At 65.8% G+C, this 16,998-nt stretch carries 14 protein-coding genes and 4 tRNA genes; 6 read left to right on the top strand and 12 right to left on the bottom strand.

Annotated features, from left to right (window positions below; genetic code table 11):
- Positions 1–19: 19 nt before the first annotated feature.
- Together leuD and leuC are read right to left on the bottom strand one after the other, a co-directional pair.
- Positions 20–661: a 3-isopropylmalate dehydratase small subunit gene (gene leuD, locus RTK35_RS17000; RefSeq protein WP_316908560.1), complete on the bottom strand. Its 642-nt coding sequence runs from the start codon at positions 659–661 to the stop codon at positions 20–22.
- 11 nt (positions 662–672) lie between these two features.
- Positions 673–2,100, bottom strand: coding sequence for a 3-isopropylmalate dehydratase large subunit (gene leuC, locus RTK35_RS16995; RefSeq protein ID WP_316908559.1), 1,428 nt, complete (start codon positions 2,098–2,100; stop codon positions 673–675).
- A gap of 205 nt (positions 2,101–2,305) precedes the next feature.
- Here leuC and RTK35_RS16990 point away from each other — a divergent pair, with 205 nt between their 5' ends.
- Complete coding sequence (locus RTK35_RS16990; RefSeq protein WP_044408673.1) at positions 2,306–3,187, top strand: LysR family transcriptional regulator; 882 nt, start codon at positions 2,306–2,308, stop codon at positions 3,185–3,187.
- A gap of 117 nt (positions 3,188–3,304) precedes the next feature.
- Positions 3,305–6,976 (top strand): PAS domain S-box protein, encoded by a 3,672-nt coding sequence (locus RTK35_RS16985; RefSeq protein ID WP_316908558.1) that lies wholly within the window; start codon positions 3,305–3,307, stop codon positions 6,974–6,976.
- Positions 6,977–7,036: 60 nt separating this feature from the next.
- Here RTK35_RS16985 and RTK35_RS16980 read toward each other — a convergent pair whose 3' ends face one another.
- Positions 7,037–7,492, bottom strand: a complete 456-nt coding sequence (locus RTK35_RS16980) for an Hsp20 family protein (RefSeq protein WP_044408679.1) — start codon at positions 7,490–7,492, stop codon at positions 7,037–7,039.
- 109 nt (positions 7,493–7,601) lie between these two features.
- Between RTK35_RS16980 and RTK35_RS16975 the strand changes: the two genes are divergently transcribed.
- A complete protein-coding gene (locus RTK35_RS16975) occupies positions 7,602–8,348 on the top strand; it encodes an SDR family oxidoreductase (RefSeq protein ID WP_316908557.1) in 747 nt (248 codons plus the stop codon).
- On the opposite strand, the gene RTK35_RS16970 is transcribed toward RTK35_RS16975, so the two are convergent.
- Entirely contained in the window at positions 8,306–9,301 is a 996-nt protein-coding gene (locus RTK35_RS16970) for a tRNA dihydrouridine synthase (RefSeq protein ID WP_316908556.1), read from the bottom strand. The genes RTK35_RS16975 and RTK35_RS16970 overlap by 43 nt on opposite strands.
- Before the next feature lie 134 nt (positions 9,302–9,435).
- On the opposite strand from RTK35_RS16970, the gene RTK35_RS16965 reads away from it, so the two are divergent.
- Entirely contained in the window at positions 9,436–9,807 is a 372-nt protein-coding gene (locus tag RTK35_RS16965; protein WP_208272704.1) for a hypothetical protein, read from the top strand.
- Positions 9,808–9,809: 2 nt separating this feature from the next.
- On the opposite strand, the gene RTK35_RS16960 is transcribed toward RTK35_RS16965, so the two are convergent.
- The 8 genes from RTK35_RS16960 to RTK35_RS16925 all read right to left on the bottom strand — a co-directional run bounded on the left by RTK35_RS16960 (position 9,810) and on the right by RTK35_RS16925 (position 14,297).
- Positions 9,810–10,247: an acyl-CoA thioesterase gene (locus tag RTK35_RS16960; protein WP_044408688.1), complete on the bottom strand. Its 438-nt coding sequence runs from the start codon at positions 10,245–10,247 to the stop codon at positions 9,810–9,812.
- Positions 10,247–10,894 (bottom strand): bifunctional 4-hydroxy-2-oxoglutarate aldolase/2-dehydro-3-deoxy-phosphogluconate aldolase, encoded by a 648-nt coding sequence (locus tag RTK35_RS16955; protein WP_044408691.1) that lies wholly within the window; start codon positions 10,892–10,894, stop codon positions 10,247–10,249. The genes RTK35_RS16960 and RTK35_RS16955 overlap by 1 nt, the downstream gene beginning before the upstream one ends.
- A 272-nt stretch (positions 10,895–11,166) precedes the next feature.
- Positions 11,167–11,242 (bottom strand) — tRNA-Glu (locus RTK35_RS16950).
- A 66-nt stretch (positions 11,243–11,308) separates the two neighbouring features.
- Positions 11,309–11,384: transfer RNA gene (locus RTK35_RS16945), tRNA-Ala, on the bottom strand.
- 50 nt (positions 11,385–11,434) lie between these two features.
- Positions 11,435–11,510 (bottom strand) — tRNA-Glu (locus tag RTK35_RS16940).
- Positions 11,511–11,555: 45 nt separating this feature from the next.
- Positions 11,556–11,631: transfer RNA gene (locus RTK35_RS16935), tRNA-Ala, on the bottom strand.
- 232 nt (positions 11,632–11,863) lie between these two features.
- Complete coding sequence (gltX, locus tag RTK35_RS16930; RefSeq protein WP_316908555.1) at positions 11,864–13,348, bottom strand: glutamate--tRNA ligase; 1,485 nt, start codon at positions 13,346–13,348, stop codon at positions 11,864–11,866.
- Positions 13,349–13,373: 25 nt separating this feature from the next.
- Entirely contained in the window at positions 13,374–14,297 is a 924-nt protein-coding gene (locus tag RTK35_RS16925) for a LysR family transcriptional regulator (RefSeq protein WP_044408697.1), read from the bottom strand.
- Between the two features lie 104 nt (positions 14,298–14,401).
- Between RTK35_RS16925 and RTK35_RS16920 the strand changes: the two genes are divergently transcribed.
- Both RTK35_RS16920 and RTK35_RS16915 read left to right on the top strand, forming a co-directional pair.
- On the top strand, positions 14,402–15,439 hold the full coding sequence (locus RTK35_RS16920) for an HlyD family secretion protein (protein WP_316908554.1): 1,038 nt from the start codon (positions 14,402–14,404) through the stop codon (positions 15,437–15,439).
- A gap of 62 nt (positions 15,440–15,501) precedes the next feature.
- On the top strand, positions 15,502–16,998 hold the full coding sequence (locus RTK35_RS16915; protein ID WP_162484939.1) for an MDR family MFS transporter: 1,497 nt from the start codon (positions 15,502–15,504) through the stop codon (positions 16,996–16,998).

Genomic DNA, 16,998 nt, shown 5'->3' with positions numbered 1-16,998 from the left:
GTGAGCCTCCTCTGGCTGATCAGTCCTGGAACAACCAGGGCTGGCGCTGGCGATAGCCGGCTTCGAAGGTGCGAATGGCATCGGCGTCCTGCAGGGTCAGGCCGATGTCGTCGAGGCCGTTCAGCAGGCAATGCTTGCGGAAGGCGTCCACCTCGAAGGCATAGGACTTGCCATCCAGACGGGTCACGGTCTGGGCCGCCAGGTCGACGGTCAGTTGGTAGCCCTCGGTGGCCTCGCACTGCTCGAACAGCTCATCCATCTCTTCATCTTTCAGCACGATCGGCAGCAGGCCGTTCTTGAAGCTGTTGTTGAAGAAGATGTCGGCGAAGCTCGGCGCGATGACCGCGCGGAAGCCGTACTCATCCAGCGCCCAGGGGGCATGCTCGCGGGAGGAACCGCAGCCGAAGTTCTCGCGGGCCAGCAGCACGCTGGCGCCCTGGTAGCGCGGGAAGTTGAGCACGAAGTCCTTGTTCACCGGGCGCTTGGAGTTGTCCTGGTTGGGCTGGCCCACGTCCAGGTAGCGCCACTCGTCGAACAGGTTGGGACCGAAGCCGGTGCGCTTGATCGACTTGAGGAATTGCTTGGGGATGATCTGGTCGGTGTCGACGTTGGCGCGATCGAGCGGGCAGACCAGGCCGGTGTGTTGGGTAAAGGCTTTCATGACTCTGCTCCTCAGGCCTGCATCAATTCACGAACGTCGATGAAGTGGCCGGTCACCGCAGCGGCGGCGGCCATGGCCGGGCTCACCAGGTGGGTACGGCCGCCCGCGCCCTGGCGCCCTTTGAAGTTGCGGTTGGAGGTGGAGGCGCAATGCTCGCCACTTTCCAGCCGGTCCGGGTTCATCGCCAGGCACATGGAGCAGCCCGGCTCACGCCATTCGAAGCCAGCCTCGATGAAGATCTTGTCCAGCCCTTCCTGCTCGGCCTGGGCCTTGACCAGGCCGGAGCCCGGCACCACCAGCGCCTGCTTGACGGTGGCGGCGACCTTGCGGCCCTTGGCGACGGCGGCGGCAGCGCGCAGGTCCTCGATCCGCGAGTTGGTGCAGGAGCCGATGAACACGCGATCCAGGCGGATGTCGGTGATCGCCTGGTTGGCGTTCAGGCCCATGTACTTGAGCGCGCGGACGATGGAATCGCGCTTGACCGGGTCGGCTTCGACGGCCGGGTCCGGCACGTTCTGGTCGACGGCCAGGACCATCTCCGGCGAGGTGCCCCAGCTCACCTGGGGCTTGATGTCCTCGGCACGCAGCTCGACCACGGTGTCGAAGTGGGCGTCGGCATCGGACACCAGGTCCTTCCAGGCAGCCACGGCCCTGTCCCAGTCAGCACCCTTGGGCGCGAAGGGGCGGCCTTCGACGTAGGCAACGGTCTTCTCGTCCACCGCCACCATGCCGACGCGGGCACCGGCTTCGATGGCCATGTTGCAGAGGGTCATGCGGCCTTCCATGGACAGGTCACGGATCGCGCTGCCGGCGAACTCCAGCGCATGGCCGTTGCCGCCGGCGGTGCCGATCTTGCCGATCACAGCAAGGACGATGTCCTTGGCCGTGACGCCGAAGGGCAACTGGCCCTCCACGCGGACCTGCATGTTCTTCATCTTCTTGGCCACCAGGCACTGGGTGGCGAGCACATGCTCCACCTCGGAGGTGCCGATGCCGTGGGCCAGGGCACCGAACGCACCGTGGGTGGAGGTGTGGGAGTCGCCGCAGACCACGGTCATGCCCGGCAGGGTGGCGCCCTGCTCCGGCCCGACCACGTGGACGATGCCCTGGCGCACGTCGTTCATCTTGAATTCGAGGATGCCGAAGTCATCGCAGTTCTCGTCCAGGGTCTTGACCTGGATGCGCGACACCTCGTCGGCGATGGCCTCGAGGCCACCCTTGCGCTCGGCGGTGGTGGTGGGGACGTTGTGGTCCGGGGTGGCGATGTTGGCATCGATGCGCCACGGCTTGCGACCGGCCAGGCGCAGGCCTTCGAAGGCCTGGGGCGAGGTCACCTCGTGGAGGATGTGACGGTCGATGTAGATGAGCGACGAACCGTCGTCGCGGCGCTTCACCTCATGCATTTCCCAGAGCTTGTCGTAGAGCGTCTTGCCAGCCATCGGACTTTCCTCATCGGCGTGTTTCTATGCGGGGGCTCTGCAAAGGCCCCTTGGCTCGTGTGGGGATGCTAGGGGCTTGCATTGAATAACTCAAATTCATATTTTTTATCCGAATGATTCCTGACAGGAATCCATGACCCGGCAGCCGACAGGCACCGGAACACGCCCGCGATGCATCCGCCATCGCCGCCAGGAGCCGATACCGATGGACCTCGCCAGCCTCAACGCCTTTATCGCCATCGCCGAGACCGGCAGCTTCTCCGAAGCCGGCGAACGCCTGCACCTCACCCAGCCGGCGGTGAGCAAGCGCATCGCCTCGCTGGAGCAGCAGCTGAACGTCCGCCTGTTCGACCGCCTGGGACGCGAGGTGGGGCTGACGGAAGCCGGGCGCGCCCTCCTCCCCCGCGCCTACCAGATCCTCAACGTGCTGGACGACACCCGCCGCGCGCTGAGCAACCTGTCCGGCGACATCAGCGGTCGGCTCACCCTGGCCACCAGCCACCACATCGGCCTGCATCGGCTGCCGCCGCTGCTGCGCGCCTTCACCCGCGCCTACCCGCAGGTGGCGCTGGACATCCAGTTCCTCGACTCCGAGGTGGCCTACGAGGAGATCCTCCACGGCCGTGCCGAGCTGGCGGTCATCACCCTGGCTCCGGAGACCGCCGACCCGGTCCAGGCCGTGCCGGTGTGGGACGACGCCCTCGACTTCGTCGCCGCCCCCGAACACCCGCTGGCCCGCGACAAGACCATCTTCCTCGCCGACGTCGCCAAGCATCCGGCGGTGTTCCCCGGCGGCAACACCTTCACCCACCACATCGTCCGCCGCCTGTTCGAGGCGGAAGGCCTGACGCCGAACATCGCCATGAGCACCAACTACCTGGAGACCATCAAGATGATGGTCTCCATCGGCCTGGCCTGGAGCGTGCTGCCACGCACCATGCTCGACGAGCAGGTGGTGCGCCTGCCGCTGCAGGACATCCAGCTGAGCCGCCAGCTCGGCTACATCTTCCATACCGACCGCACCCTCTCCAACGCCGCCCGGGCCTTCATGGTCCTGCTGGATGGGCAGCGCGACCCGCTTGCCTGATCCGGGGGGCTGGGGCTAACGTGAACGCCATAACGATAAGAAAAGGCCTTCCCATGCCTGCCTCGGTTCCAGGCCTCAACCGCGCCAATTCGTACCCTCCTGACAGACCCAGGCGCCATGACCCAATCTTCCGATAGCCCCCCGCTGCCCTTCATTCCAGCCCTGGACCCGGTCGAGTTCGAACAGAGCTGGCAGGATGCCCCGCGACTGATCGCCGCGCTCAACGGCGCACGGCTGGGGGCATGGGACTGGGACCTGGCCAGCGGCCGGGTCAACTGGTCACGGGGTGCCCAGGCATTGTTCGGCTTCGATCCGCGGGTACCGCTGGCGCAACGGGTCGACTATATGGAGCTGATCCCGGAGGACGACCGCGAACGGATCATCGGGCTGTTCAGGCTGGTACTGGAGAACCGCCCCATCTCCCACGCCTACCGGCACCGCATCCGCTGGCCGGACGGCAGCCTGCACTGGCTGGAGATCAGCGGCAGCCTGCAACAGGACGACGATGGCCGTCGCCATGTCATCGGCGTGATCCGCGACGTCACCGCCCAGCAGGAGCGCGACGAGGCCCTGGCCAGCTCGCAACGGCGTTTCTCCACCCTGTTCCAGCTCAGCCCGGACGTGGTGATGCTGGTACGCGTGAAGGACGGCCGCATCACCGAGGCCAACCAGCACTTCGAAACGCTGTTCGGCTGGCCCTCCTGCGAGGTGATCGGGCGCAACGCACTGGAGTTGGACCTCTGGGTCGACACCCGCCAGCGCGAGCACCTCTATCGCATCGGCCCCGGCTCCAGCGAGCCCGTGGTGCAGGAAGTGCAGATGCGCACCCGTGACAGCCGCCTGCTGGATGGCGTGCTGTCCACCCAGTACGTGGAGCTGGACGGCGAGGCCTTCTTCATCAGCACCTTCCTCGACACCACCGAGCGTCGGCAGGCCGAAGCCGCACTGCGCACCAGCGAGGAAAAGTTCGCCAAGGCCTTTCACAGCTCGCCGGATGCCATCGTCATCACCGAGCGCGAGAGCGGGCTGTTCATCGAGGCCAACCCCAGCTTCGCCCGGCAGTTCGGCTGGACCAACGCCGAGACCATCGGCCACACCTCCACCGAGCTGGGCCTGTGGATCGACCCCGCGCAGCGCCGGCAGATGCTCCTCGGCCAGGACGACAACGGCCGGCTGATGGGCGTGGAAGTGGAACTCCGCCACCGCGACGGCACCACCAGCACCAACCTGATCTACGGCGACCAGATCCAGTTGCAGGGGCGCGACTGCCTGGTCCTCACCGTGCGCGACATCACCGCCGTACGCGCCCAGGAGCGTGCCCTGCGTGACAGCCAGGAACGCCTGGCGCTGGCGCTGGAGTCAGCCGACCTGGGCACCTGGGACTGGCACATCCCCAGCGGGCGGCTGTATGGCTCGGCACGCGCCTCGGCCCTCCACGGGCTGGCACCGGAACCCTTCGACGGCGACTTCCACCTGTTCTTCGCCAGCGTTCCCGCCGAGGACCGCCGGACGATGCGCAAGGCCTACCAGGAGCTGCAGGACGGCCAGCAGACGCGCTACCAGCTGATCTACCGCTCGCGCTTCGCCAATGGCGAGGTGCATTACCTGGAGAGCACCGCCAAGCTCTACCGCGATGCCAACGGTGCACCGCTGCGCATGGCGGGCACCCTCATGGACATCACCGAGCGTGTGCGCCGCGAGCAGCGCCTGACTGCCTCGGAGGAAAAGTTCTCCACCCTGTTCCAGGCCAGCCCGGACCCGATCTGCGTCACCCGCCTGCGTGACGGCGCATTCATCGAGATCAACCCCAGCTTCACCGACGTGTTCGGCTGGAAACCGGAAGAGATCGTCGGCCGTTGCGCCCCCGAGATCCGCTTCTGGGCCAACCTGGAACAGCGCGAGCAACTCTCCGCCCAACTGATGCGGGACAAGGGCCTGGACAACGTCGAGGTGCACTACCTGAAGCGCTCCGGCGAGCCGATCACCTGCGTGGTCTCCAGCCGCTTCATCCGCGTCGAACGGCAGCTGTGCATCACCACCACCTTCCGCGACGTGACCGAGCGCAAGCAGGCGGAAGCCGCGCTCAAGGCCAGCCAGGAGAAGTTCGCCAAGGCGTTCCACAGCTCGCCGGACGCCATCACCATCACCGAGCTGGAAAGCGGCCGCTACATCGAGGTCAACGAAGGCTTCTGCCGCCTCACCGGCTACAGCGCCGAGGAGGTGATCGGCCGTACCGCCGGCGAAATGCAGATCTGGTCGGACCCGGCCGAGCGCCGCCGATTGCTGGAAGTGCTGGACCGCGACGGCCGCGCGCTGCACCTGGAAATGGTCGGCCGTCACCGCGACGGGCACACCAAGACGGTGGAAGTGTCGGTGGAGCGCATCGAGCTGGACGGCAAGGCTTGCCTGCTGCTCACCGCGCGCGACATCAGCGCCCTGAAGGACGCTCAAGAGCAGATCCACCACCTGGCCTACCACGACCCGCTGACCAACCTGCCCAACCGCGCCCTGCTGATGGACCGCCTCACCCAGCAGATCGCCCTGCTCAAGCGGCATGATCTGCGCGGCGCCCTGCTCTTCCTCGACCTGGACCACTTCAAGCACATCAATGATTCCCTCGGCCACCCGGTGGGCGACGCGGTGCTGAAGATGGTCACCGCACGCCTCGAAGCCAGCGTGCGCCTGGAGGACACCGTGGCCCGCCTCGGTGGCGATGAGTTCGTGGTGCTGCTCAGCGGCCTGGAGGGCAAGCGCTCGGAAGTGACCCGCCAGGTCCGCCAGATCGCCGACAAGCTGCGCAAGTTGCTGGCCGAGCCGATGCTGCTGGACGGCCACCACCTGCAGGTGACGCCGAGTATCGGTATTGCGCTGATCCCGGACCACGGCCAGACCCCAGCCGACCTGCTCAAGCGCGCCGACATCGCGCTCTACCGGGCCAAGGACTCCGGGCGCAACGCCATCCAGCTGTTCCGCTCCACCATGCAGGAAGCGGCCAGCGAGCGACTGCGCCTGGAGAACGACCTGCGCCTGGCGCTCGCCCGCAGCGAGTTCGAGTTGCACTACCAGCCCCAGGTGGACGCCCGCAGCAACCGCATCGTCGGCGCCGAAGCGCTGCTGCGCTGGGTGCACCCGACCCTGGGCCCGCAGTCACCGGGCCAGTTCATCCAGGTGCTGGAGGAGAGCGGGCAGATCCTCGAAGTCGGCAGCTGGGTACTGGAGGAAGCCTGTCGCAACTGCGCCACGCTGATCGCCGATGGCCTGATCGACCCGAGCGACTTCAGCCTGTGCGTCAACATCAGCCCGAGGCAGTTCCGCCAGAACGATTTCGTCGAGCGCATCGAGAAGAGCCTGAGCAACAGCCACCTGCCCCGCCGCCTCCTCAAGCTGGAAGTGACCGAAGGCATCGTGATCCAGAACATCGACGACACCATCGGTAAGATGCGCCGGTTGAAGAAGCTCGGCGTGAGCTTCGCCATGGACGACTTCGGCACGGGGTACTCGTCCCTCACCTACCTCAAGCGCCTGCCGGTGGACGTGCTGAAGATCGACCAGTCCTTCGTCCGCGACGCCACCAACGACCCCAATGACGCCGAGATCATCCGCGCCATCGTTGCCATGGCGCGCAGCCTCGGCCTGGGCATGGTGGCCGAAGGCGTGGAACAGCCCGAGCAGCTGGAGTTCCTCGAGCAGCAGGGCTGCCACCTCTATCAGGGCTACCTGTTCAGCCGCCCCCTGCCCTTCTCCGCCTTCCGCACGCTGCTCAAACCGGCGACGGCCGCCAACGCCTGATTGCCGGGCAAGAAAAAGGGCGCCACTCGGGCGCCCTTGTTTCACATGGCCAGGAGTCGATCAGTGCTCCAGCATGGCCGGCCCGCCATTGCCACCGATGGGAATGCGCTTGGGCTTGGCCTCTTCCGGCACGACACGCACCAGGTCGATGTTGAGCAGGCCGTTCTGCAGCGAAGCCCCCTTCACCTCGATGTGGTCGGCCAGGCGGAACGACAGCTTGAAGGCGCGCTGGGCGATGCCCTGGTGCAGATAGGTCACGCTGCTCTCGGGGCCCTTGTCGCGCTTGCCACCGCTGACGGTCAGCACGCCACGCTCGACCTGCAGTTCGAGGTCGTCTTCCTGAAAGCCGGCGGCCGCGACCACGATGCGGTACTGGTCATCGCCATGCTTCTCGACGTTGTAGGGCGGGTAGCTGCTGCCCCCTTCGTTGCGCAGGGCCGACTCGAACAGGTCGTTGAAGCGGTCGAAACCCACGGAATGGCGGAACAGGGGGGCCAGGGAAAATGCAGTGCTCATAGTGTTCTCCTGAATAGATCAGCAAGGGTTCTACGGGTGCGGGACCCGACTTCGGCATCCCGCAGTACCCTAGATAGGGACAGGCCGATACTTTTCAAGGGGGCAAATCATGCGCAAGGTCATGCTAGTCACAGGAGCCAGTCGTGGCATCGGTGCGGCCACGGCACGCCTCGCCGCGCAACGCGGCTACGCCGTGGGCATCAACTACCGGGAGCGGTGCGAAGAGGCCGAAGCGCTGGTCAATGCCATACGCGCGGCGGGCGGCGAAGCGTTGGCTATCCAGGCCGACGTGGGCGTCGAAGAACAGGTCGAACAGATGTTCCAGCGCCTGGACGAGGCGTTCGGCCGGCTGGACGTGCTGGTGAACAACGCCGGCATGCTGGAGCGGCAGATGCGCCTGGAGGCGATGGACGCAGCCCGCTTCGAGCGCGTCCTGCGGGCCAACGTGATAGGCAGCTTCCTGTGTGCGAAGCAGGCCATCCGCCGCCTGTCGACCCGGCACGGCGGCACCGGTGGCGCCATAGTCAACCTGTCCTCGGTGGCAGCCCGTATCGGCGCTCCCGATGAATACATCGACTATGCCGCCGCCAAGGGCGCCATCGACTCCATGACCCTGGGCATGGCGAAGGAACTGGCCGGCGAGGGCATCCGGGTCAACGCGGTTCGCCCGGGGGTGATCCACACCGACATCCATGCCAGCGGCGGCGAGCCCGACCGGATCGAACGGGTGCGCCACAGCGTGCCAATGAAGCGCGGGGGCGAAGCGGAGGAAATTGCAGCGGCCATCCTGTGGCTGGCCAGCGACGAGGCGTCCTACACTACCGGCGCCATTCTGGACGTTTCGGGCGGCCGCTGAATCGCGAGCAGATCGCAGCCCAGCAGGCTGTCGATGTGCAGGCAGTCATGCTCCCGGCGGATCTCGGCGAACAGCGCCACCGCCTCGGGGTAGGTCCGGGTCAGCATGCCCACCCATTGCTTGAGGCGACCGGGGGCGTAGCGCGGTGCGAGCTTGTGCCGGGCCTGGCGCCAGAAGTCCTGCAGCAGCGGGAAGAACGCTTCCCAGCTCATCTCCTCCGGCTCGCGACCATCGCGCACGGCCGCGATCTGCCGGGCCAGCGAGGGCCGCGAAACCAGGCCGCGACCGAGCATGATGTCCTCTACCCCGCTCACCTCCCGGCAACGTCGCCAGTCGTCCAGGGTCCACACCTCGCCGTTGGCGAACACCGGCACGCGCACCACGTCCTGCACCCGCGCGACCCACTCCCAGTGGGCAGGCGGCTTGTAACCCTCCACCTTGGTACGGGCGTGGACCACGATCTGCTGGGCACCGCCGTCGGCCAGTGCACGGGCACAGTCGAGGGCGACCTCGGGGCTGTCGTAGCCCAGGCGCATCTTCGCCGTCACCGGAATGGCTGCCGGTACCGCGCGCCGCACCTCGGAAACGATGGCATGCAGCAGCTCGGGCTCCTTGAGCAGTACGGCGCCACCCCGGGATTTGTTCACCGTCTTGGCCGGGCAACCGAAGTTCAGGTCGATGACCGGCGCTCCGAGCTCGCAGGCAAAGGCAGCGTTCTCGCCCAGGCACACCGGGTCCGAGCCGAGGAACTGCACCCGCATGGGCGTACCTGCACGGGTACGTGCACCGTCGGCCAGCTCAGGCGCCAGCTTCTGGTAGGTGGTGGCGGGCAACAAGCGGTCGCACACGCGGATGAACTCGGTGACGCACCAGTCGATGCCGCCCACACGGGTGAGGACGTCACGCAGGATTTCGTCGACCAGGCCTTCCATGGGTGCCAAGGCGATTTGCATAGGAGCTGAAGGGGTGTGTTGAGGGGCGCGTAGTGTAATGGGCGGCCCCGAGGGTTAGAACCCTTGAATGGGCGGGAGCCGAAGCCGCTCGTCCGTGGTCCAAACCGCAGGACCAAAACCGCGAGCCCCCCCTTATGAAAGCACCCTGCCTAGCCCTCGCCTGCTGCCTGACCGCGGCAGCCACCAGCTTTGCGGACGCGCTGCAGCCTGCGCCGGACGCTCTGGCCGAACTGGAAGTACGCCGGGACGAAAACGCCGCGAACGCCTGCGACATCAACCTCTACCTGCGGGATGAGGCCGTGGCGCAGCTCGCGCCGGGACAGGCGGTGGTACTGGAGGTACCGGCAGGCGAGCAGGTGCTGGCGTTGCGGCAAACGCCTTCGGGCTACTGCAGCGCCGGCCCGGTTGGGCGGCCGCAATCGATCCTCCTGCAACCGGGGGAGCACCGCAGCCTGCGCATCATGCAAAGCCCGACGGAGCTGTACCTGGCGCCCGCCCTGGAATGAGTTCAATCGGCCGGCAGCAGCGCCCGGCCGTAACCCTCTACGAACTCGACGGGCATGCGCTTGGGCCGACCGGTCGACAGTTCGATGCAGACGAAGGTGGTGCGCGCACGCAGGAGCGTCGCGCCATCTTCGGGGCGGATCAGCTGGAAGCAGCGGTCCATCTTCAGGCGCTGGTCCGATTCGACGATCCAGGTGCCCATCTGCAGCGCCTGCCCTTCATAGGCAGCGGCCAGGTAGTCGATCTCGTGGCGCACCACTGCCATGGCGCGGTCGAGGCGACGGTATTCGGCCAGGTCCAGGCCAAGGCTCTGGGAGTGGCGCCAGGCACAGCGCTCCAGCCAGCTGACGTAGACGGCGTTGTTGGCGTGGCCGAGGCCGTCGATGTCATCGGCTGCCACGACCAGGTCGATCACGAATGGATGGGGTCGGTCCCAGTTCATCAGCCGTGCTCCGCCTTGTGCACCAGCTCCCGGGCCTCTCGCGCCAGCTGGGTGATCTGGTCCCAGGCGCGAGCGCGGATCAGGCTCGACGGTGCGATCCAGGTGCCGCCCACGCACGCGACGTTGGGCAGTTGCAGGAAACTCAGCAGGTTGTCCGGCGTGACGCCGCCGGTGGGGCAGAAGCGGATGCCGGTGAAGGGCCCCTTCAGGCTCTTGAGCATCTTCACGCTGGCATTGCCGTTGGCGGGGAACAGCTTCAGCGAGCGGTAGCCGTATTCCAGCGCCAGCAGCACCTCGGAAGGTGTCATGACACCGGGCAGGTAAGGCAGGCCGGAGTCTTCGGCGGCGGCAGCCAGGCGCTCGGTGCAGCCCGGGCTTACGGCGAAATGCGCACCGGCATCGCGAACCTCGAGGAACTGCTCGGTGTGGATCAGCGTGCCCGCCCCCACCAGCAGGTCCGGGAACTCCTTGCGGATCGCCGCGACCGCGTCCAGCGCACGCGGCGTACGCAAGGTCACCTCCAGCACCTCGACCCCACCGGCACTCAGCGCACCGGCCAGGTCCAGCGCCAGGGCGGTGTCTTCGATCACCAGCACCGGCAAGACGGGGCGCGCCCTGCGCAACACCACATCCATCGTCAGACTCATTTGCCTCTATCCCCTCAATGCAGATGCCACGGCCCACCGGGCCGGCCATTCCAGATGTCGACCGACACCGGGCCGACGTGTTCCTTGGAAGCGAACAGCACTCAGCCGGTCACGGCGGCCGCCAATGGGCTGCCATCTTCCTGCACGAGCAGGCCGCCGCCAAGGGCCAGCCGGCCAAAGGCACGAGGGAAGGGAGGAATTTTTTAAGGCCCAAAAACAAAAGGGCCACTCCATGACGGAATGACCCTTGAAACCCCGCAGAGCGGGAAAAATGGCGTCCCCTAGGGGACTCGAACCCCTGTTACCGCCGTGAAAGGGCGGTGTCCTAGGCCACTAGACGAAGGGGACAGTAACCTTCGAAAAGCAAGGCCAGCTAAGCGCTGGCCTTGTATTTGATGCTGGACGCATCGGATTTGGTGGAGCTAGACGGGATCGAACCGTCGACCTCTTGCATGCCATGCAAGCGCTCTCCCAGCTGAGCTATAGCCCCGAAAACCGCTTCGGTGCGCGATTTGCCTAGCGGCAATCGCTGCTGGAAAGTGGCGTCCCCTAGGGGACTCGAACCCCTGTTACCGCCGTGAAAGGGCGGTGTCCTAGGCCACTAGACGAAGGGGACTTAACCTTCGCGAACATGAAGCGTGCGCTTCACATTCCGGTAAATTGGTGGAGCTAGACGGGATCGAACCGTCGACCTCTTGCATGCCATGCAAGCGCTCTCCCAGCTGAGCTATAGCCCCAAAGTACCGCTGGATTACTTCGCTACGTTCAGTTCGTCGCGAAGACGGGGCGCATATTAAGGGCGACCCTGGAGGTCGTCAACAAGTTTTTTCATCGAAATCGAAAATTTTTCGTCGGCAGAACAAACACTTACCCGCCTCTGCCATTGCCGCCCGGTAAAACCGAAGCCACCACCCTGCCCACACATACGAAAAGGCCCGCATCAGGCGGGCCTCTTCGGTACTCGATCACTCAGCCTGGAATGGCGTCGCGGATCTTCTCCCACTCCTTGGTTTCCTTCTTAGACGTGCCCCCAAGCAGCTCGAGCGCCTGGCGCAGACGGAAACGGGTGAGATCGGCACCGAGGATCTCCATGGCATCCAGCACCGAGACCGAGCTGGATTGCCCGGTGATGGCCGGGAACATCAGCGGCATGACATCGCGCAGCTTCAGCCCGAGGTGTTCAGCCACGGCCTGGATGCAAGCGGTGATGCGATCCTTCTCCCACTGGCGCAGCGACTCCAGCTTCCACAGCACCAGTTGCAGCACCTGACGCACCTGGTCGGGCGCGAGCTTCTTGTGCTCGAACAGCGATGCATCCAGGGGCAGCGCACCGGCGAAGAAGAAGCCGGCCAGCGGCGCGATCTGACTGAAGGTCTCGACCCGCCCCTGTACGTGGGGAGCGATCTTCATCAGGTAGTCGGGATTCAGCGCCCACTTCTGCACCTCAGCCGCGAAGCGCTCCACCGGAAGCTCGCGAATCCACTGGCCGTTGAGCCAGGAGAGTTTCTCCAGGTCGAAGATCGGGCCACCGAGGGAGACGCGCGACAGGTCGAAGTGCTCGATCATCTCCGCCAGGGAGAACTTCTCGCGCTCGTCCGGCATCGACCAGCCCATGCGGCCGAGGTAGTTGAGCATCGCCTCGGGCAGGTAGCCCATGCGCTCATAGAAGGTAATGGAGGTCGGGTTCTTGCGCTTGGAGAGCTTGCTCTTGTCCGGGTTGCGCAGCAGCGGCATGTAGCAGAGCGTGGGCTGCTCCCAGCCGAAATACTCGTAGAGCTTGATCAGCTTGGGCGCCGACGGCAGCCACTCCTCGCCACGGAGCACGTGGGTGATGCCCATCAGGTGGTCATCGACCACGTTAGCCAGGAAGTAGGTGGGCAGGCCATCGGTCTTCATCAGCACCTGCATGTCCATGCGGTCCCACGGGATCTCGACGTCGCCGCGGAGCATGTCCGGAACCACGCAGACGCCCTCGGTGGGCATCTTCATGCGGATGACATGGGGCTCGCCAGCGGCGATGCGCCTGGCCGACTCCTCACGGGGGAGGTGCATGCAGTGGCCGTCGTAGCGCGGGGTTTCCTTGCGCTCGGTCTGCTCGGCGCGCAGCTTATCCAGGCGCTCAGCGGTGCAGAAGCAGGGGAAAGCGTGGTCCTTGTCCACCAGTTCCTGAGCGTACTTCTTATAGATATCGCCGCGCTCGCTCTGGCGGTACGGACCATGCGGGCCGCCCACGTCCGGGCCCTCGTCCCACTCGATGCCCAGCCAGCGCAGGGCATCGAAGATCTGCTGCTCGGACTCGCGGGTGGAACGCAACTGGTCCGTGTCCTCGATCCGCAGGATGAACTGGCCACCGTGCTGACGGGCGAAGCAGAGATTGAAGAGGGCGATGTAGGCGGTACCGACGTGCGGGTCACCGGTGGGCGACGGCGCGATGCGGGTGCGGACAGTGGTCATGGAAGGTCCTGATACAGAGGAACGGTCAAGGGCGCGATGTTAGCAGGCGCGAGCCGGCGGGCTCCAGCCACGCGGCCTCCTCCTCCATGGCCAGCCGGGCCATGAGGAAATCCAGGAAGGCCTTGACCTTCATCGCCTGGAATCGCCGCGAGGGGTAGACGGCGTAGATCTCGCCACTGGGCAGTGGAATCCCGGGCAACAGCTCGACCAGTTCCCCACGGCGCACCGCCTGCTCGGTGATCATCAGCGGCAGCGAGGCAATGCCCGCGCCCCCCAGCACCGCCTCGCGGGCGAAGGTGATGTTGTTGCAGTGCAGCACCCGCTGGCAGGGCACGGACGTATCCAGCAGCGGCCAGTAACGCTGGGAGTCGATGGGCAGGAGCACGGCGCGGTGCTGGGCCAGGTCTTCGGCCGTACGCGGCACGCCATGGGCCGCCAGGTAGGCCGGGCTGGCGCATAGGCGTCGTCCGGCCTCGAACAGCTTGCGGGCGATCAGGCTCGAGTCCTGCGGCTGGCCCACCAGGATGGCGATGTCCACCCCCTCCTCCAGCGGGTCCACTTCCCGGGAGGTGAGCTCCACCTGGGCGGTGATCTGCGGGTACTGGCTCATGAATTGCCCGAGCACCCGGCCGAGGAACATCTGGCCGAACTCGATGGGGGCCGTGATACGCAACAATCCGGACGGTGCCTGCTGCAGTTGCATCACTGCCTGCTCGGCCTCGGCGAAGTCGAGCATGATCTGGCGGCACCGGTCGTAGTAGGCCTGCCCTACTTCCGTGAGCCGCAGCTTGCGGGTGGTACGGTTTAGCAGGCGCACCCCAAGCCGCTCCTCCAGCAGTGCGATGCGCCGGCTCACCGTGGACTTCTGCATGCCCAGGCTGTGTGCCGCCTGGGTAAAACTGTGCAACTCCACGACGCGGGTGAAGATCAGCGCATCATCCAGCCCCATTATTGTTCCCCATAAGCAACAAAGTTTACGAAGTGTACTGGCTACTTGCCTGACTGGAACAGTGCTAGATTCCCGCGTCTTTGATCACAGATTCGAGCCTGCCCATGCCTGCCCCGTTGAAACGCCGCCTGTTCATCTTCCTGACGCTGTTGGTGCTGGTGGTCGGTGGTTTCTTCGCACATTGGCTGCTGATCGGCCGCTTCCTGGAGAGCACGGACAATGCCTATGTCCAGGGCGAAATCACCCGGGTCTCGAGTCAGTTGGGCGCGCGTATAGAAGAGGTGCTGGTGGGGGACAACCAGGCCGTCAAGAAAGGGGACCTGCTGGTGCGCCTGGAGTCGGCAGACTTCCGCGTCGCCCTGGAGCGTGCCCAGGCCACCCTGGCGACCCGCGAGGCCGAACTGGCCCAGGCCCAGAGCAAACTCACCCAGCAGTCCAGCCTGATCGCCGCCAGCGAGGCGGATGTCTCCGCGAGCCAGGCCACCTTGGGCCGCACCCAGATCGACCTGTCCCGCGCCCAGACCCTGCGCAAGCCCGGCTACGTGTCGGAAGAGCGCGTCACCACACTCTCGGCCGACTCCCGCGTCGCCCGCTCGCAACTGGCCAAGGCCGAAGCCGACCTCAAGGCCCAGCGCGTGCAGACCGACGCCCTGCGCGCCGACATCAAGCGCCTCGAGGCACAGATCGCCACCGCCCGGGCGGACATCGCCCAGGCCGAACTGAACCTGGCACGCACCGAGATCCGCGCCCCCATCGACGGCTTCGTCGGCCAGCGCGCGGCACGCAACGGCCAGTACGTGCAGGTGGGTGCCCACCTGATGTCCCTGGTACCGAACCAGGACATCTGGGTGCAGGCCAACTTCAAGGAAACCCAGATCGAACACATGCAGCCGGGCCAGAAGGTCGAACTGGTGTTCGACAGCTTCCCCAGCACGCCGATCGAAGGCCGCGTGGACAGCCTGTTCGCCGCCTCCGGCGCGCAGTTCAGCCTGCTGCCGCCGGACAATGCCACCGGCAACTTCACCAAGGTGGTGCAGCGCATCCCGGTGAAGATCACCTTCGACCGCGAAAGCCCCCTGAAAGGCCGCATCCGCCCCGGCATGTCGGTGCTGGTGAAGGTCTCCATCCAGCGGGATGAATGACCGTGGCCGCTGACGCGCTGCTGCGCCCCACCGGCGAGCCCAGCCGACGAGACTGGATCGCCGTGATGAGCGCCATGCTCGGCGCCTTCATGGCGGTGCTGGACATCCAGATCACCAACTCTTCGCTCAAGGACATCCAAGGCGCACTGTCGGCCACGCTGGAAGAGGGCTCGTGGATCTCCACCTCCTACCTCGTGGCCGAGATCATCATGATTCCCCTCACTGCCTGGCTGGTGCAGCTGCTTTCGGCACGCCGGCTGGCCGTGTGGGTTTCCCTGGGCTTCCTCGCTTCCTCGCTGCTCTGCTCCCTGGCCTGGAACCTGGAGAGCATGATCGTCTTCCGTGCCATGCAGGGCTTCACCGGCGGGGCACTGATCCCCCTGGCCTTCACCCTCACGCTGATCAAGCTGCCGGAACACCACCGCGCCAAGGGCATGGCGCTGTTCGCCATCACCGCCACCTTCGCGCCTTCCATCGGTCCGACGCTGGGGGGCTGGCTCACCGAAAACTTCGGCTGGGAATACATCTTCTACATCAACGTGCCCCCGGGCCTGCTGATGATCGCCGGCCTGATGTACGGCCTGGAGAAGAAGGCGCCCCACTGGGAACTGCTCAAGCGCACGGACTACGCGGGCATCGTCACCCTCGGCATGGGGCTGGGCTGCCTGCAGGTGTTCCTCGAAGAGGGGCATCGCAAGGACTGGCTGGAATCGAACCTGATCGTCGGCCTGGGCAGCATCGCCCTGGTGAGCCTGGTGCTGTTCGTCATCCTGCAGCTCTCGCGCCCCAACCCGCTGATCAATCTGGGCATCCTGGCCAACCGCAATTTCGGGCTCAGCAGCATCTCCAGCCTGGGCCTGGGCGTGGGGCTCTATGGGTCCATTTATGTGCTGCCGCTCTACCTGGCGCAGATCCAGGGCTACAACGCCCTGCAGATCGGCGAGGTGATCATGTGGATGGGCGTGCCCCAGCTGTTCCTGATCCCGCTGGTGCCCAAGCTGATGAAGATCATTTCGCCGAAGCTGCTGTGCGCCATCGGCTTTGGGTTGTTCGGCGCGGCCAGCTTCGCCTCGGGTGTTCTCAATCCGGACTTTGCCGGCCCGCAGTTCAACCATATCCAGATCATTCGTGCCCTGGGCCAGCCCCTGGTGATGGTGACCATTTCGCTGATCGCCACCGCCTACATCCTGCCCCAGGATGCCGGCTCGGCTTCCAGCCTGTTCAACATTCTGCGCAACCTGGGCGGCGCCATCGGCATCGCCCTGCTGGCCACGCTGCTGGACAGCCGCGCCAAGGTCTACTTCGACTACCTGCGTGAATCCCTGGTGCCCAGCAATCCCCAGGTCGCAGAGCGCCTCGCCCTGCTTTCCGAGAAGCTCGGCAGCGATCAGGCGGCGCTGGGCAAGCTGAGCGAGATCGCCCACCAGCAGGCGGCAATCATGGCGTACAACGACGCCTTCCATTTCATCGGCATCGCCCTCGGGGTCAGCATGATTGCCGTGCTGCTGACCCGCAGCCTGCCGACCGGTGGCAGCGGGGCCGGCGCTGCGGCCCACTGA

This window comes from Pseudomonas sp. zfem003, assembly GCF_032621675.1.
GTDB classification, from domain to species: Bacteria; Pseudomonadota; Gammaproteobacteria; order Pseudomonadales; family Pseudomonadaceae; genus Metapseudomonas; species Metapseudomonas otitidis.
The sequence above is the reverse complement of the archived record's forward strand: the minus strand, read 5'-3'. Positions and strand labels throughout refer to the sequence as shown.

Excerpts from the sequence above, each read along its gene's own strand:
- leuD (WP_316908560.1), bottom strand. The coding sequence starts at position 661 with ATGAAAGCCTTTACCCAACACACCGGCCTGGTCTGCCCGCTCGATCGC.
- leuC (WP_316908559.1), bottom strand. The coding sequence starts at position 2,100 with ATGGCTGGCAAGACGCTCTACGACAAGCTCTGGGAAATGCATGAGGTG.
- RTK35_RS16990 (WP_044408673.1), top strand. The coding sequence starts at position 2,306 with ATGGACCTCGCCAGCCTCAACGCCTTTATCGCCATCGCCGAGACCGGC.
- RTK35_RS16985 (WP_316908558.1), top strand. The coding sequence starts at position 3,305 with ATGACCCAATCTTCCGATAGCCCCCCGCTGCCCTTCATTCCAGCCCTG.
- RTK35_RS16980 (WP_044408679.1), bottom strand. The coding sequence starts at position 7,492 with ATGAGCACTGCATTTTCCCTGGCCCCCCTGTTCCGCCATTCCGTGGGT.
- RTK35_RS16975 (WP_316908557.1), top strand. The coding sequence starts at position 7,602 with ATGCGCAAGGTCATGCTAGTCACAGGAGCCAGTCGTGGCATCGGTGCG.
- RTK35_RS16970 (WP_316908556.1), bottom strand. The coding sequence starts at position 9,301 with ATGCAAATCGCCTTGGCACCCATGGAAGGCCTGGTCGACGAAATCCTG.
- RTK35_RS16965 (WP_208272704.1), top strand. The coding sequence starts at position 9,436 with ATGAAAGCACCCTGCCTAGCCCTCGCCTGCTGCCTGACCGCGGCAGCC.
- RTK35_RS16960 (WP_044408688.1), bottom strand. The coding sequence starts at position 10,247 with ATGAACTGGGACCGACCCCATCCATTCGTGATCGACCTGGTCGTGGCA.
- RTK35_RS16955 (WP_044408691.1), bottom strand. The coding sequence starts at position 10,894 with ATGAGTCTGACGATGGATGTGGTGTTGCGCAGGGCGCGCCCCGTCTTG.
- gltX (WP_316908555.1), bottom strand. The coding sequence starts at position 13,348 with ATGACCACTGTCCGCACCCGCATCGCGCCGTCGCCCACCGGTGACCCG.
- RTK35_RS16925 (WP_044408697.1), bottom strand. The coding sequence starts at position 14,297 with ATGGGGCTGGATGATGCGCTGATCTTCACCCGCGTCGTGGAGTTGCAC.
- RTK35_RS16920 (WP_316908554.1), top strand. The coding sequence starts at position 14,402 with ATGCCTGCCCCGTTGAAACGCCGCCTGTTCATCTTCCTGACGCTGTTG.